Source organism: Pelagibacterium flavum, assembly GCF_025854335.1.
In the GTDB taxonomy this organism is placed as follows: domain Bacteria; phylum Pseudomonadota; class Alphaproteobacteria; order Rhizobiales; family Devosiaceae; genus Pelagibacterium; species Pelagibacterium flavum.
In genome coordinates, this window is the sequence record NZ_CP107716.1 from 2,049,547 (window position 1) to 2,063,906 (window position 14,360).

The window sequence follows — 14,360 nt, forward strand, 5'->3', positions numbered from 1 at the left end:
GATGCTGAACTTCGTTCTGCGCCGCGCTGTTTCGCTGGCCATCAGCCTTCTGGTGGCCAGTGTGGTTATCTTTTTCGTGCTCGAGGTGCTGCCGGGCGATCCGGCGCGGTTCATGCTCGGGCTCAATGCCTCGCCCGAAGCGCTGACGGCGCTGCGGGTGCAACTGGGGCTCGATGCGCCGGTTGTTGTGCGCTACTGGACCTGGCTCGCCGGGATGGCCAGCGGTGATTTCGGGATCAGCTATACCTATCGAACGCCAGTGATCGATCTGATTGCGGCGCGGCTGTGGGTATCCATTCCGCTGGCGATCTATGCGCTGGTGCTGGCGACGCTGATCGGGATACCGCTGGGCGTGCTGGCGGCGACCAACCGCAATTCGCCGATCGATGCCGGCACCATGGGTCTGACCCAGATCGGCATTGCGCTGCCGAACTTCTGGTTCGCCATGCTGCTGGTGCTGCTTTTTTCCGTCACCTTGCGCTGGTTTTCGTCGGGCGGGTTTCCCGGCTGGGATGACCCGGTGGCAGCGATGATGGCGCTGACCTTGCCGGCGGTTGCGCTGGCGCTGCCGCAGGCGGCGATTCTGGCGCGGGTGATGCGCTCGAGCCTGCTCGATACGCTGGACGAGGATTATGTGCGCACGGCACGGGCCAAGGGGCTGGCGCGGAGCCAGGCGCTGTGGCGGCACGCGTTTCGCAATGCGCTGATCCCGGTGCTGACGATCATGGGGCTGCAGTTTTCGTTTCTTCTGGCCGGGGCGATCATCATCGAGAACGTCTTTTACCTGCCTGGACTGGGGCGGCTGGCGTTTCAGGCGATTACGGCGCGCGACCTGATCGTCGTGCGCTCGGTGGTGATGATCCTCGTGTTTGCGGTGATCCTCGTGACCTTTGCCGTCGACATTGCCTATGCGGCTGTCGATCCGCGGTTGCGGCGGGGGACGCGATGAGGACCGGGTTGGTCATCGGCGGGGTGCTGACGGCTGTTCTGGCGGCGATGGCGCTGCTCTCGCTTTTCTGGACGCCCTATGACGTGACGCTGATTGCGGTGGGGGAGCGGCTGATGCCGCCGGGGGCGGCGCACTGGCTGGGAACCGACCATTTCGGGCGCGACATGGTGTCGATGATCCTTGTGGGCGCGCAGACCTCGATTGCCGTGGCACTGGTGGCGGTCGGGCTTGGGATGGCGGTTGGCGTGCCGCTGGGGCTTTGGGCAGCGGCGCGGACCGGATCGGTGCTCGACGATGTCATCATGCGCGGCAACGATCTGGTGTTTGCGTTTCCGGCGCTCATCATCGCCATTCTGATTACCGCGGTGTTCGGGCCGGGGGCGATCAACGCGATCATCGCGATCGGGATTTTCAACATCCCTGTTTTCGCGCGGCTGACGCGCGGGGCGGCGATGGGCGTGTGGCAGCGCGAGTTCATCATGGCGGCGCGAGTGGCGGGCAAGAGCCGGGTGCTGATTTCGCTCGAGCATGTGCTGCCCAATATCGGCAACATGCTGATCGTTCAGGCCACCATCCAGTTTTCGCTGGCCATTCTGGCCGAGGCGGGGCTGGCCTATGTGGGGCTGGGGGCGCAGCCACCCCTGCCAAGCTGGGGGCGGATGCTGGCTGAGGCGCAGACGATGATTTCGCTGGCGCCGCATGTTGCGCTGGTGCCTGGGCTGGCAATCGTTTTTTCGGTGCTGGGGCTGAATCTTCTGGGGGACGGGCTGAGGGACTGGTTTGACCCAAGATTGGGGAAGGCCGGGCGATGAGTCTTCTCAACATCGAAAAGCTGGGACTGACCATCGGCGGGACGCGCATTCTTGATGCCGTCTCGCTGGAGATCGGGGCGGGCCAGGTTCTCGGGCTCGTTGGAGAATCGGGGTCCGGCAAGTCGCTGACGGCGCTTTCGATCATGCGGCTTTTGCCGGGCGGGGCGAAACTGGCGGGCAGGATCGGGTTCGAGGGGCGCGATCTTGCTGCCGCAAGCGAAGGCGAGATGAACGGGCTGCGCGGGCAGGCCATCGGGATGATCTTTCAGGAGCCGATGACGGCGCTCAATCCTCTGATGACCATCGGGGATCAGGTGGCCGAGACGGTGCGGGTGCATCGGCGGATGGGGAGGGCGGAGGCCCGGGCCCTGGCTGCGGAAAAGCTCGAGCGGGTTGGGCTGCCCGGGAACAAGATTTCGCCCTCGCGCTACCCCCATGAGCTTTCGGGCGGGCAGCGCCAGCGCGTGGGGATTGCCATGGCGATTGCGTTGCGACCGAAGATTTTGATAGCGGACGAGCCGACAACGGCGCTGGACGTAACGACACAGGCGCAAATTCTCGATCTGCTGGCCGGGCTGGTGGATGAAGAGGGGATGGGGCTGATGCTGATAACCCACGATCTGGCCGTGGTGTCGCAGATGGCCGATATTGTGGCGGTGCTGCGCGACGGCAAGGTGGTGGAGGCGGGGTCGGCAAGGGCGCTGATCGGCGTGCCGCAGCATGCCTATACAAGGCGCCTGCTGGAGGCGAGCACGCACGTTCCAAAGCGCGTGAGGGGCGCAGTGGGCGAGGTGCTGTTGCGGGTCGAGGGGGCGACGCGGGACTATCCTTTGCGGTCGGGGCTCTTGTCTGGCGGCAGGAAAACGTTCCGGGCGCTCGATGGTGTGAGCCTGACCATAGCGCGGGGCGAGAGCGTGGGGCTGGTGGGGGAAAGCGGGAGCGGGAAATCGACGCTGGCGCGGGCGATCCTGGGGCTTGAGCCGCTCGATGCGGGCAGGGTGGTTTTTGCCGGGCAGGTCGTGGAGCGGGCCGGGCGGGCGGCGCGGCTTACGCTGCGCGACATGCAGATGGTGTTTCAGGACCCCTATGGGTCGTTCGATCCGCGGCACAGGGTCGGAAGGCTGGTGGCCGAGCCGCTGCATCTTTTGGGAGCGCGGGCGCCCAGGGGGGCAGAGCGGGAGGCGCTGGTGGCGCGGGCGCTCGAATCGGTAAAGATCGAGCCGGAGGCGGCGGGGCGCTATATCCACGAGTTTTCCGGGGGGCAGCGGCAACGAATTGCGATTGCTCGGGCGCTGGTTATCGAGCCGGCGCTGATCGTTCTGGACGAGGCTGTTTCAGCGCTCGACGTGTCGATCCGGGCGCAGGTGCTCGATCTACTGGCGGAAATTTCGCAGCAGGCAACCATAAGCTATCTGTTCATTGCCCATGATCTGCAGGTAGTTCGGGCGATCACCGACCGGGTCGTTGTCATGGAAGGCGGCAGGATCGTGGAGGAGGGGGCGACCGACAGGGTGCTCAGTGATCCGCAGCATGGGTACACGCAGAGTCTGGTGGAGGCCGCACCCAGACTGATCGCCTAAAGTCTTGCTTCGGTCGGCGGGCGGCGCTATTGACCGAACAACAGGGCTGAAAGCACTCAGGAAGGCAATTGACGATGGACTTTTCGCGCGCGCGCCGGACGATGGTCGACAACCAGTTGCGGACCAGCGGGATCACCGATTGGCGCATTCTGGACGCCATGAACCGCATTCCACGCGAGCGTTTCGTCCCCGATACGCATTCCGACTTTGCCTATAGCGACGAGCCGATTGCACTTTCGGCAACCCGGACAATGGCATCGCCGGCCGATTTTGCGCGGCTGGTGCAACTTGCCGAAATTTCGAGCCAGGACGTGGTGCTCGATGTGGCGTGCGGGACGGGATATTCGACCGCCGTGCTCTCGCTGCTGGCCAATGCGGTGGTGGCGCTGGAGAGCGACGAGATCCTGGCGGGGCGGGCCAATGATATTCTGTCCGACCTCGATATCGGCAATGCGGCGGCAGTGGCCGGGCCGATCGAGCAAGGGGTAGCCAAGGAAGCGCCGTTCGACGTGATTATTCTGGAGGGGGCCGTGGACGTGGTGCCGCCCGCACTGCTGGCCCAATTGCGCGATGGCGGGCGCCTGGTGGCTGTTCTGGGTTCGGGGAATGCGGCAGTGGCCAATCTCTACGTCAAGACCGGCAACGATGTGGCGCCGATGCCCAGCTTCAATGTCAGCATTCCAGTGTTGGGAAGCTTTGCGGAAGCGCCGGCGTTTGTATTCTGAGATTGTCGCGAATCCGTAACCTTGCAGCAATCTTGGTGTGCCAGACTCCGCTGTAGTGTTAACAAGGCGCAACGGGTGGAATCTTAGTAGCTGAAACTTGGACAATGCGTTGGTTTTGCGTTGAAAGCATACTCGCGCACCCCTAGATTAGGGCGGCGCTGGAGGCGTGGGTAATGAAATTCAATAAAGTTCTGGGTGTAAGCGTCATTGCACTTTTCGGATTGGTCTCGACGGCGCAGGCGGAAAGTCTGACGTCGGCTATGGCATACGCCTACGAGAACAATCCCGAAATTGCGAGTTCGTTCCTTTCGGTGCGCGCTGCCCGCCAGGGAATAATTGCTGCCGAAGGGGCAAGGTTGCCCACGATCGGGGCCTCCGGAACGATTGGTTACAGTGATAGCTGGCCTGCCTCCGCGCAAGATGGCTGGTCGGACAGCATCGGGCTGTCCTACGAGCAGAACCTCTTTGATTCGGGCTCGTCGTCGGCCGCTATCAGCGGGGCCGAGGCGCAGTACGACGCTGCCGTGTATGGTGCCAAAAATACCGAGCAGAATGTTCTGCTTTCGGTGATTCAGGCCTATGTGAACGTGGTGGCCAACCGGCGCATCGTCCAGATTCGGCAGGAAAGCGTCGGGTTTGTCGAAGCACAGGTGCGTTCGGCGCGCGACAGGTTGGAGCTGGGCGAGGGCACACAGCTCGAGGTTTCACAGGCCGAAGCCAGCCTTGCGCAATCGACAGCGTCCTATCAGGCTGCGATCAACAATCTGCGCACCAGCGAAGCCAATTACCAGCGCTGGGTCGGGCGGGCGCCGGGGAGTCTCTCTGGCGGCTATAATTTTTCGTCCTTGTTGCCGAGTTCGCTCGACGCAGCACTGGCGCGGGCCAATAGCGGCCATCCGGCCCTTCTGGCATCGGCCGCGCAGCTGCGCGCCGCCCAATATGGCTATGAAGAAACGCTGGCGAGCTTCGGGCCGAACCTTTCGCTGACCGGAAACGTGGGCGCCGGCGGCTTTACGACGCCGGGTTCGGTCGGAACATCGGCATCAATCCAGTTGCGGCTGAGTGTGCCGATTTTCGTACCGTCGCGCGATCCGTCGGTCGAACAGGCAAATATCGGCCAGATACAGACCCAGCTCGAAGGCTTTGCAACCCGCGATCAGATTGTCGAGGCCGTGCGTCAGGGGTGGGCCGGGGTTCAGGCCGCCACCGCGCAGATCGAAGCGGCGACGGCCGCAGTTGCTGCGAGCCGGCTGGCGCTGCAGGCAACGGTCGATCAGAACGAGTTGGGGCAGGCTACGACGCTTGATGTGCTGGACGCGCGTGCGTCGGTTGCTTCAGTCGAGGAAACGCTGATTTCCGCGCAGTCGCAAAGAACGATTGCGGCCTATTCGCTGATTGCTGCGATGGGAACGCTGGACGCTCAGCATCTTGGTCTGCCGGTTCAACCGCGTACGGTTGAGGGCAATGTGATCGTTCCGGCCGCTGCGCCGACAGCGCCGACCGATGCGTGGGGCAACCTACGCTAGAATACCGATAGTACCCTTTTTACGTGGATTACGCCCCCTTGACGGGGCGTTTCTCTTTTCGCGTGCCGGGGTCTCACGTTAAGGTGCTGTAAAGCGAATCAACGGTTGCGAGCCGTTGTCGCCAGAGCCATCGCTTGATGGAATCAAACCGATGGCTCTAGGTCGTTGTTTTGTCGCGCGTCCGAACCGACAAAGTGGTTTTCACTTTATCTGGACACGCTTTAGCAGTGCGAGTACCGGCCAGATGGCCGAGCGAGATCGGGGCAGATATGAACCAGCCGGCATCTAAAGAACCGACAATGGACGAAATCTTATCGTCGATCCGGCAGATCATTGCCGACGACGACGAGGCCGCGGCTCAGAAAATGCCGGTGGCCAAGGCGAGCGGACCCAAGGCCGTACCGGCCCCGGAACCCGTGCCAATGCCCTCGGTGGCTGAAATCGATCCATTCAGCGACGATGACGACGACACGGTGACGCCGCTGGCGCTTTCGCCCGAACAGATCGTTGAAGCTCCCGCTGCTGAACCGGAGGTGGCCGAACCTGAGCCCGAGGTGGCAGAGCCGGAGGCCGAAGAGATGGAAATGCCCTCTGCCGCGAGCTTTGATGCCGCTGCGGAGCTTGTCGTGCCCGACGACGTAGCGTTTCAATCCGACCAGGACGAGGAGCCGGCCCGCGAGCCAGCGCCGAAGATGCAGGCGGAACCCAAGCCGCAGCCCGCGCCCAAGCAGACAACCAATTTTGCGCAGGCCGCGCCTATGCCCGACCCCGATCTGAGCAGTGATCTGGCCGACGAATTGCTCGAGCCGGCAACCAGCGCGGCGGTGAAAAACGCGTTTGCCAAGCTCGGCGGCCCCAAGGCGGTGCCCGACATGGCGCTGGGCGCGAGCGGCCTGACCATCGAGGCAATGATCCGCGAAATGCTGCGGCCGATGCTCAAGGAGTGGCTCGAAGAAAACCTGCCCTCGATGGTGGAGCGGCTCATCGCCCAGGAGATCGAGCGCGCATCGCGCGGTTGACTTCGCCGCCCGGCTTGGCTTTACAGATAAGCGAAATCTTTCAGGACCCGTCCCACCGTTGGGGCGGGTCGTCTCTGTAGAGCTTGGCTTGTCGCGCCTGGGAACTGCAAAAATGATGTCCATTTTTGCCGGAGGCGCTCCAGGTCCTTGTTTTGGCGTGCGGATCAAGAGGGGAAGTCGGCGACTTTCCTGTCCGCACTCCGGAGGCGTTCCGCTGTTCCTGGAATTGCGGACATCTCCAAGTCTTTGTTTTGTCGCGCGTCCGTACGGTCAGAGTGGTGCCCACTTTGACTGGACACGCTCTAGGGATACCGGCACAGATGATCGAAAAGACCTATGAACCCAGCTCGGTTGAAGGGCGCATCTACAGCGCCTGGGAAGAGGCGGGGGCCTTCAAGGCCGGCGCGGGCAGCAAGCCGGGCGCTGAAAGCTATTCTGTCGTCATTCCGCCACCCAACGTTACCGGTTCGCTTCATATCGGGCACGCGCTGAACAACACCATCCAGGACGTGCTGGTGCGCTTCGAGCGCATGCGCGGCAAGAACGTGCTGTGGCAGCCGGGCACCGACCATGCCGGCATCGCGACCCAGATGGTGGTCGAGCGCCGCATGATGGAGCGCCAGGAGCCGGGGCGTCGCGAAATCGGACGCGAAAAATTCCTCGAAAAGGTCTGGGAATGGAAGGCCGAGAGCGGGGGTGCGATCCTCAACCAGCTCAAGCGGCTGGGCGCCTCGTGTGACTGGTCACGCGAGCGCTTCACCATGGACGAAGGGCTGTCCGAAGCGGTGCTCAAGGTCTTTGTCGAGATGTACCGCAAGGGGTTGATCTATCGCGCCAAGCGACTGGTCAACTGGGACCCGCAGTTCGAGACTGCGATTTCGGACCTCGAGGTGGAGAACACCGAAGTCAACGGCCATATGTGGCATTTCAAATATCCGCTGGCCGGGGGCGAAACCTATACCTATGTGGAAAAGGACGCCGAGGGGAACGTGGTGCTCGAGGAAGAGCGCGACTACATCTCGATCGCGACCACACGGCCGGAAACCATGCTGGGCGACGGCGCCGTGGCGGTGCATCCCGACGATGAGCGCTATGCGCCGATCGTTGGCAAGATGTGCGAGATCCCGGTCGGGCCCAAGGAACACCGGCGGCTGATCCCGATCATCACCGACGAATATCCTGACCCCGAGTTCGGCTCGGGTGCGGTGAAAATCACCGGCGCGCATGACTTCAACGACTATGAGGTCGCTCGGCGCAATCACATTCCCATGTATGTGCTGTTCGACACCAAGGCCAATATGCGGGACGATGGCGCGCCCTATGCAGAACAGGCCGAACTGGCGGGCAAGATCGCGCGCGGCGAAATGGATTTCGACGATGCGGTGACCACGGCGATCAACATCGTGCCGGATGAATACCGCGGCCTGGACCGCTATGAAGCGCGCAAAAAGATCGTGGCCGACATCGATGCCGAAGGGCAGATGGTGATGGTCGAGGACAAGAAGATCATGCAGCCCTTCGGAGATCGCTCCAAGGTCGTGATCGAACCGTTCCTGACGGATCAGTGGTTCGTCAAAGCCGACGTTTTGGCCCAGCCGGCCATCGCATCAGTGCGCGAAGGGCGGACCAAATTCGTGCCCAAGAGCTGGGAGAACACCTATTTTGCCTGGATGGAGAACATCCAGCCCTGGTGCATTTCGCGGCAATTGTGGTGGGGCCATCAGATCCCTGCCTGGTACGGACCGGATGGAAAGGTGTTCGTCGACTATGACGAGGCAGGCGCCGCCAAGGCGGCCGCTGCCCATTACGGCGAGCCGGTGGAATTGACGCGGGACGAGGACGTGCTGGACACCTGGTTCTCCTCGGGGCTGTGGCCGTTCTCGACGATGGGGTGGCCAAAGCAGACGAAAGAGCTGGAAAGCTACTATCCGACAGCGACGCTGGTCACAGGGTTCGATATCATTTTCTTCTGGGTTGCCAGGATGATGATGCTGGGCCTTGAATTTACGGGTGAAGAGCCGTTCTCGACGGTCTATGTGCATGCGCTGGTCCGCGACGAGAAGGGCCAGAAGATGTCGAAGTCGAAAGGCAACGTCATCGATCCGCTCGAACTGGTCGACGCCTACGGGGCGGATGCGACGCGGTTTACGCTGGCTGCGATGGCGGCACAGGGGCGCGATATCAAGCTGGCCATGAGCCGGGTCGAGGGCTATCGCAACTTTGTCACCAAGCTTTGGAACGCGGCGCGCTTCCTCGAAATGAACGAATGCGTGCGGGTGGACGGGTTCGATCCGACGACCCTTTCGGGGGCGCTTAACCAGTGGATCGCCGGGGCGACGGCGCGGGCCGTGGCCAATGTCGAACGGGCAATCGTGGAATACAAGTTCAACGAGGCGGCCAACCACGCTTATGATTTCGTGTGGGGCACATTCTGCGACTGGTTCGTGGAACTGGCCAAGCCGACGTTCTCGGGCGCTGACGAAGCGGCAAAGGCCGAGACGCGGGCGACGGCGGCCTGGGCGCTGGATCAGATCCTGAAAATGCTGCATCCGTTCATGCCGTTCGTAACCGAAGAGCTTTGGGCAGAGACCGGCAAGACAGGCCCCAAGCGTGATGGCTACCTGATGCTGGCCGATTGGCCGGTGCTCGATGCGGTGTCCTACCCGCAAGCGGGCGCGGAACTGAGCTGGCTGATCGAGGTGATTTCGGCTATCCGGTCCGTGCGCACGGAAATGAACGTGCCGGCCGGGGCGAAAGTGCCGCTGGTCCTCGTCGGTGCCAATGCTGAAACACTGGCGCGGATAGAGACCCATCGCGCGGCTATCGAAAGGCTGGCGCGGGTTTCGACCATCGATCCGGTCGACGCGATCCCGGCCAGTTCGGCGCAATTTGTGGTGGGTGAGGCAAGTTGGGGCCTACCGCTTGCCGATTTGATCGACATCGGTGCCGAGCGGCAGCGGCTTTCCAAGGACGTCAAGAAGCTCGAGGGCGAAATTGGGGGACTGGAAAAGAAGCTGGGCAATGAGCAGTTTCTGGCCAAGGCGCCCGAAGAGGTCATTGAAGAGCAGAAGGGGCGTTTGGCCGAAGCCAAGGCGCGACGCGAAAAACTGCAGCAGGCGCTGGCCACGCTGTCGTGAGCGCCACGCGCTTGTGACAATTTTGCTACATTGGCAACAGAGTCGTGATCGCGCCCCGCGCGGTCACGCTTTGCTAAGGGACCATGCCACAATCTTACCCTAAACCAGCCGGAGAAAGGTTGGCGGCGGGTGGATATGGCAATTGATGCGCAGTATGGCGCACGGTGCGGTCATGCCTGCCGAACCAGGCCCGATGTGGGATCAGAGATCCCGACAACGGGCAAGGAGCAGGATAGAAAATGGCAACCGGCGCGTCCCATTGCAGCGAATTTATCGGCCGAGCGGCATACAGCAATGTTGCCATCTTGGCGGCAGACAATCGCTCTAATGCCGACACAATGGGCGAATATCCTCTCAATCAAACATATGAACTGCCGTTGGCGGTTCGCGCATTGAAGACCGTAGTGGCCCGTTGGGTCGAGCGGAAAGCAAATGCGGAAACAATAAAGATCAACAGGGTGGCGGCGGACACACGATCTGCCGTCTGCAACAATACGGTAGAACTTTCCGGTCCGGCAGTGGGCGCGCACGATGTGGCGCGACGGCTGCGCGACTGGGGCGTGAGAAGGTGTGTTATGCCTATAGTCAGGAGTACTGCGTTCGCTCTGGCTGCGACCTGTTCGGCCCTGCTGTCCCTCGGCACGGTGCTGCCGGCGCAGGCCCAGAGCGCTCTCGACGCCGCGCAAGAGTTGGCCCAGATGCTGGATGGCATGACGGCGACCGAGTTGAGCGGCGACAATCTGGTTTCTGCGCTCGAGGGGGCCGCTGATGCCGGCCAGCCCATCGCGCTGTGGCAGCTCGGGACGATGTATGAGACCGGGGCGGGGGTTCAGAAGGATCCGGCCAAGGCCTTCCAGTATTTTTCGCGCATTGCCAACGAGAACGCAGATGCGCCTCCGAGTTCGCTCGATGCGGATATCGTGGCGCAGTCCTTCGTCAAGATCGGCGATTATTACCTGCATGGGGTGCCCGATGCGGGCATTCCCGAGGATGCTTCGCGTGGCCATACGCTGCTGATGCACGCTGCGACCTATTTCGGCGATGCGGACGCGCAGTACCGCGTGGGCATGTTGTATCTGAGCCCCGAAGGGTTCGGTGTAAACCCGTTGCAGGGCGCGCGCTGGCTGTCTCTGGCGGCCCGCAAGGGGCATCCGGGTGCGCAGGCGCGGCTGGGCGAAATGCTTGTTCTGGGCAATGGCATCGAAGCGCAGCCGGTCGAAGGGCTGATGTGGCTCAATATCGCCTATCGCTCGGCACTCGGGACGAGCGACGAAGGATGGATCCGCGAGTTGACCGATAGCGCCATGGCCAAGGCCGACCCCGCCCAGGCCGAAACGGCTCTGCGGGCGGCGGATACGCTCGGTAGCCAGTTCGCCGAGTTTTAGGCCTTAATCCAATCTACCTTTTGCCCGATGGAGAATCGGCATGATGGACTCCGGGAATAAATCCCGGAGTGACAGACAGGTTTGGGGTTCGCTCTGTCGAAAGGCGATCAGGCCGCTTTGGCCGAGTGGCCGGCGAGGGTGAAATCGCCTTCGACGGGGACGTGGTCGGAGGGCTTGTCCCAGCCGCGGGTATCCTTGTGGACGGTGACGCCGGTGAGGCGGTCAGCGGCCTGGGGCGAGAGCAGCAAATGGTCGATGCGGATGCCGGCGTTGCGGCGCCAGGCACCGGCCTGGAAATCCCAGAAGGTGAAGACCTGATCGCTGGTTGTGGCCCGCAGGGCGTCGGTTAGACCCAGATTGACGATGCGGCGCCATTTTTCGAGGCTCTCGGGCCGGAACAGCGCATCGCCCCACCAGACTGATGGATCGTGGCAGTCAAAGCCGGTCGGGATGAGGTTGAAATCACCCATCAGGATGAAGGGCTCCTCATGGGCCAGACGCTGTTCCACGAAATCGTAGAGGCGGTCCATCCAGCCAAGCTTGTAGGGGAATTTTTCGGTATCGACCGGATTCCCGTTCGGCAGGTAGATATTGCACACGCGGACGACACCGCCGTCTTCAGTGGAAAAGACACCCTCGATGAGGCGGGACTGGGGGTCCTCGTCATTGCCCGGCAGGCCGCGATGGACTTCGTCGAAGGGAAGTTTGGAGAGCAGGGCGACGCCGTTGAAGCTCTTTTGGCCATGGGTTTCGACATTGTAGCCGCGCGACTCAAATTCGGCGCGCGGGAAGTTTTCATCGAGGCATTTGATTTCCTGCAGGCCGACGATGTCGGGCTTGGTTTCGTCGAGCCAGGTGAGGACGGCCGGGAGGCGTGCGTTGATGCCGTTGATGTTCCAGGTAGCTATGCGCATCGGGCCGTCTCGTTGGTTGGTCAGCGATCTGAAAGGGCGAGGCGCAGGCCGAGCAGGCCAAATGTGCCCGCAAAGCTGCGCCTTATCCATTTGAGCACGTCGGGCCGGGAGATGACATAATCACGCGCAAATGCGGCGCAGGCCCCGTACCCCACGAATGTCACGAAAGTTATCGCCATGAACACGGCGGCATGCAAGAGCAGTGTTGCTGTCGCATGGGGTGTGTCGAGGGGAACGAACTGGGGCAGGAACGCCAGAAAGAACAAGCTGAGCTTGGGATTGAGGACGTTGATGAGGGCGCCGCTGGTGGCGATTTTGGCCATGGAGGCTGGCGAGCGGTCGGCATCGAGCCCCATGGCGCCACCGGAGCGCAGGATCGACCAGGCCATATAGAGCAGATAAGCGACGCCAAGATATTTGAGCGTTTGGAAGGCCAGGGCGCTGGCGTGGAAGATGGCGGCAAGGCCGACAATGGAGGCGAGAGCGGAGGGGATGATGCCCAGCGTGCAGCCAAAGGCGGCGGCGATGGAGGCCTTAAAGCCGCGGCCAAGGCCAACGGCCAGCGTGTACAGTACGCCCGAGCCCGGAAGCAGGCATATAATCAGGGCGGTGATCAGGAATTCGGTGCTCATGGCTTACCTCCGCGCGCAAGAGGGCAGAGGTAAGCATTATGGAGCTGCGAATGCGACCCGAAAAATGCGGAAGGTCAGACCGCAAAGCTCGTGCCGCAGCCGCAGGACGCGACTGCGTTGGGGTTTTTGATCTGGAAGGACTGGCCGATCAGATCGTCGACAAAGTCGATTTCCGCGCCGCCCATGAACTCGAGACTCATCGAATCGATGTAAACGGTGGCGCCGTCACGAGTGAGGACCAGATCGTCGTCGGTGGGGGCTTCCTTGACGATATTGTACTCGTACTGGAAGCCCGAGCATCCGCCGCCCGCTACGGCGATGCGCAGGACAGTACCGGGTTCTTCCTTTGACAGAATGCGATTGATCCGCTTGGCGGCGCGCTCTGTCAAAACGACCTCGTTTGATGCTAGTTGGGTGTCGGTCATGGCGCTGCTTTGGCTTGAGACATTTGGCCTCAACATAAGATCGTAGGGCAACGATGAAAAGGGGCAGTCCCACATGAGTGATATGCACGCGGTTTATGCCGCCGATCCGGCGCAGTCACGGGGGCGGGTCTATCGGCCTTCGGCCAGCCCGACGCGCAACGAATTCCAGCGGGATCGGGACCGGATCATCCATTCGACGGCGTTTCGGCGGCTGCAGCACAAGACGCAGGTTTTTCTCCATCACGAAGGCCAGCATTTCCGCACGCGGCTGACCCATACGCTCGAAGTGAGCCAGATCGCGCGCTCGATCGCGCGGGCGCTGCGGCTCAACGAGGATCTGGCCGAGGCCGTAGCGCTGTCGCACGATCTGGGTCATACCCCGTTCGGACATGCCGGCGAGCGGGTGCTGGGCGAGAAAATGGCGGAGCTGGGCGGGTTCGACCATAATGTGCAGGCGCTGCGCGTGGTGGGAGTGCTTGAGAACCGCTATGCCGATCATGACGGGCTGAACCTGACCTGGGAGACGCTCGAAGGCATCCTGAAACACAATGGCCCGGTGACCGGCGGCGAATCCGAGCACGGGCAGGACATCGCGGCGGCCCTGGCGGATATTCCCGCGAGTGCTGATTTGCTGGCTGGCACCTATGCCAATCTCGAGGCGCAGGTGGCGGCGATTGCGGACGATATTGCCTATAACGCTCACGATATCGACGATGCGGTGCGGGCCGGGCTGTTGGTGATCGGCGATCTTGTCGATGTGCCGCTGGTGGGGCCGATTGCGCGCGAAGTCATCGAAATGTGGCCCGGACTGGAGCGGGGAAGGCAAATCCATGAGGTTCAGCGACGGCTGATTACGCGGACCATCGAGGCGGTGATCGCCGAAAGCGCCGAACGGCTGATTGCGGCGGCTCCGCAAAGTGTCGATGACGTCCGGTATGCGGGGCGGGCCCTGATCGGGTTTCCCACCGAGATGGCCGAGGATGAGGCCGAGCTCAAGGCATTCCTGTTCGCCAAGGTCTATCGCGACGCGCGGGTCATGGGGCCGGTCCGCCAGAGCGAAGCAGTGGTGGGGCGTTTGTTCGATGCCTATATCACCGAGGGAGACATGCCGGGACGCTGGGGGCTGGCCTATAGCGCTGCCGGTTCCGAGGCCGCACGGGCGCGGATCGTTTGCGATTTCGTGGCCGGGATGACCGACCCGTTCGCGCTGGATGAGTACGCCCGTTTGTTTGACGAGAGACCGGAATTCCGGTAAC

At 62.3% G+C, this 14,360-nt stretch carries 12 protein-coding genes; 9 read left to right on the forward strand and 3 right to left on the reverse strand.

The genetic code is table 11. The annotated features are described in order from the left end of the window. Nucleotide 1 precedes the first annotated feature (1 nt). The 8 genes from OF122_RS10255 to OF122_RS10290 all read left to right on the forward strand — a co-directional run bounded on the left by OF122_RS10255 (nucleotide 2) and on the right by OF122_RS10290 (nucleotide 11,133). Entirely contained in the window at nucleotides 2-949 is a 948-nt protein-coding gene (locus OF122_RS10255) for an ABC transporter permease (RefSeq protein WP_264224162.1), read from the forward strand. Next, nucleotides 946-1,761, forward strand: coding sequence for an ABC transporter permease (locus OF122_RS10260; RefSeq protein ID WP_264224163.1), 816 nt, complete (start codon nucleotides 946-948; stop codon nucleotides 1,759-1,761). The genes OF122_RS10255 and OF122_RS10260 overlap by 4 nt, the downstream gene beginning before the upstream one ends. Beyond that, a complete protein-coding gene (locus OF122_RS10265) occupies nucleotides 1,758-3,341 on the forward strand; it encodes an ABC transporter ATP-binding protein (RefSeq protein ID WP_264224164.1) in 1,584 nt (527 codons plus the stop codon). The genes OF122_RS10260 and OF122_RS10265 overlap by 4 nt, the downstream gene beginning before the upstream one ends. A 74-nt stretch (nucleotides 3,342-3,415) precedes the next feature. Next, nucleotides 3,416-4,066 (forward strand): protein-L-isoaspartate O-methyltransferase family protein, encoded by a 651-nt coding sequence (locus OF122_RS10270; RefSeq protein WP_264224165.1) that lies wholly within the window; start codon nucleotides 3,416-3,418, stop codon nucleotides 4,064-4,066. Nucleotides 4,067-4,239: 173 nt separating this feature from the next. Further along, complete coding sequence (locus tag OF122_RS10275; RefSeq protein WP_264224166.1) at nucleotides 4,240-5,592, forward strand: TolC family outer membrane protein; 1,353 nt, start codon at nucleotides 4,240-4,242, stop codon at nucleotides 5,590-5,592. Nucleotides 5,593-5,891: 299 nt separating this feature from the next. Beyond that, complete coding sequence (locus tag OF122_RS19670) at nucleotides 5,892-6,611, forward strand: DUF2497 domain-containing protein (protein WP_319019358.1); 720 nt, start codon at nucleotides 5,892-5,894, stop codon at nucleotides 6,609-6,611. Nucleotides 6,612-6,931: 320 nt separating this feature from the next. Continuing rightward, nucleotides 6,932-9,748 (forward strand): valine--tRNA ligase, encoded by a 2,817-nt coding sequence (locus tag OF122_RS10285; RefSeq protein WP_264224167.1) that lies wholly within the window; start codon nucleotides 6,932-6,934, stop codon nucleotides 9,746-9,748. A 575-nt stretch (nucleotides 9,749-10,323) separates the two neighbouring features. Beyond that, nucleotides 10,324-11,133: a tetratricopeptide repeat protein gene (locus OF122_RS10290; RefSeq protein WP_264224168.1), complete on the forward strand. Its 810-nt coding sequence runs from the start codon at nucleotides 10,324-10,326 to the stop codon at nucleotides 11,131-11,133. Between the two features lie 107 nt (nucleotides 11,134-11,240). Here the strand turns inward: OF122_RS10290 and xth are convergent, their stop codons facing one another. From xth to OF122_RS10305, 3 genes are all read right to left on the reverse strand, one after another. Further along, entirely contained in the window at nucleotides 11,241-12,047 is an 807-nt protein-coding gene (gene xth, locus OF122_RS10295) for an exodeoxyribonuclease III (RefSeq protein WP_264224169.1), read from the reverse strand. 20 nt (nucleotides 12,048-12,067) lie between these two features. Continuing rightward, on the reverse strand, nucleotides 12,068-12,679 hold the full coding sequence (locus OF122_RS10300; RefSeq protein ID WP_264224170.1) for a LysE family translocator: 612 nt from the start codon (nucleotides 12,677-12,679) through the stop codon (nucleotides 12,068-12,070). A 74-nt stretch (nucleotides 12,680-12,753) separates the two neighbouring features. After that, nucleotides 12,754-13,104 carry a HesB/IscA family protein gene (locus OF122_RS10305; protein WP_264224171.1) on the reverse strand — a complete coding sequence of 117 codons (351 nt, stop codon included), beginning with the start codon at nucleotides 13,102-13,104 and terminating at the stop codon, nucleotides 12,754-12,756. A gap of 82 nt (nucleotides 13,105-13,186) precedes the next feature. Here OF122_RS10305 and OF122_RS10310 point away from each other — a divergent pair, with 82 nt between their 5' ends. Next, complete coding sequence (locus tag OF122_RS10310) at nucleotides 13,187-14,359, forward strand: deoxyguanosinetriphosphate triphosphohydrolase (protein ID WP_264227644.1); 1,173 nt, start codon at nucleotides 13,187-13,189, stop codon at nucleotides 14,357-14,359. Nucleotide 14,360: the final 1 nt, after the last annotated feature.

Bases quoted from the DNA above. Each gene is read 5' to 3' on its own strand.
- OF122_RS10265 (WP_264224164.1), top strand. From the start codon at position 1,758: ATGAGTCTTCTCAACATCGAAAAGCTGGGACTGACCATCGGCGGGACG.
- OF122_RS10260 (WP_264224163.1), top strand. From the start codon at position 946: ATGAGGACCGGGTTGGTCATCGGCGGGGTGCTGACGGCTGTTCTGGCG.
- OF122_RS10270 (WP_264224165.1), top strand. From the start codon at position 3,416: ATGGACTTTTCGCGCGCGCGCCGGACGATGGTCGACAACCAGTTGCGG.
- xth (WP_264224169.1), bottom strand. From the start codon at position 12,047: ATGCGCATAGCTACCTGGAACATCAACGGCATCAACGCACGCCTCCCG.
- OF122_RS10310 (WP_264227644.1), top strand. From the start codon at position 13,187: ATGCACGCGGTTTATGCCGCCGATCCGGCGCAGTCACGGGGGCGGGTC.
- OF122_RS10290 (WP_264224168.1), top strand. From the start codon at position 10,324: ATGCCTATAGTCAGGAGTACTGCGTTCGCTCTGGCTGCGACCTGTTCG.
- OF122_RS10305 (WP_264224171.1), bottom strand. From the start codon at position 13,104: ATGACCGACACCCAACTAGCATCAAACGAGGTCGTTTTGACAGAGCGC.
- OF122_RS10285 (WP_264224167.1), top strand. From the start codon at position 6,932: ATGATCGAAAAGACCTATGAACCCAGCTCGGTTGAAGGGCGCATCTAC.
- OF122_RS10300 (WP_264224170.1), bottom strand. From the start codon at position 12,679: ATGAGCACCGAATTCCTGATCACCGCCCTGATTATATGCCTGCTTCCG.
- OF122_RS19670 (WP_319019358.1), top strand. From the start codon at position 5,892: ATGGACGAAATCTTATCGTCGATCCGGCAGATCATTGCCGACGACGAC.
- OF122_RS10275 (WP_264224166.1), top strand. From the start codon at position 4,240: ATGAAATTCAATAAAGTTCTGGGTGTAAGCGTCATTGCACTTTTCGGA.
- OF122_RS10255 (WP_264224162.1), top strand. From the start codon at position 2: ATGCTGAACTTCGTTCTGCGCCGCGCTGTTTCGCTGGCCATCAGCCTT.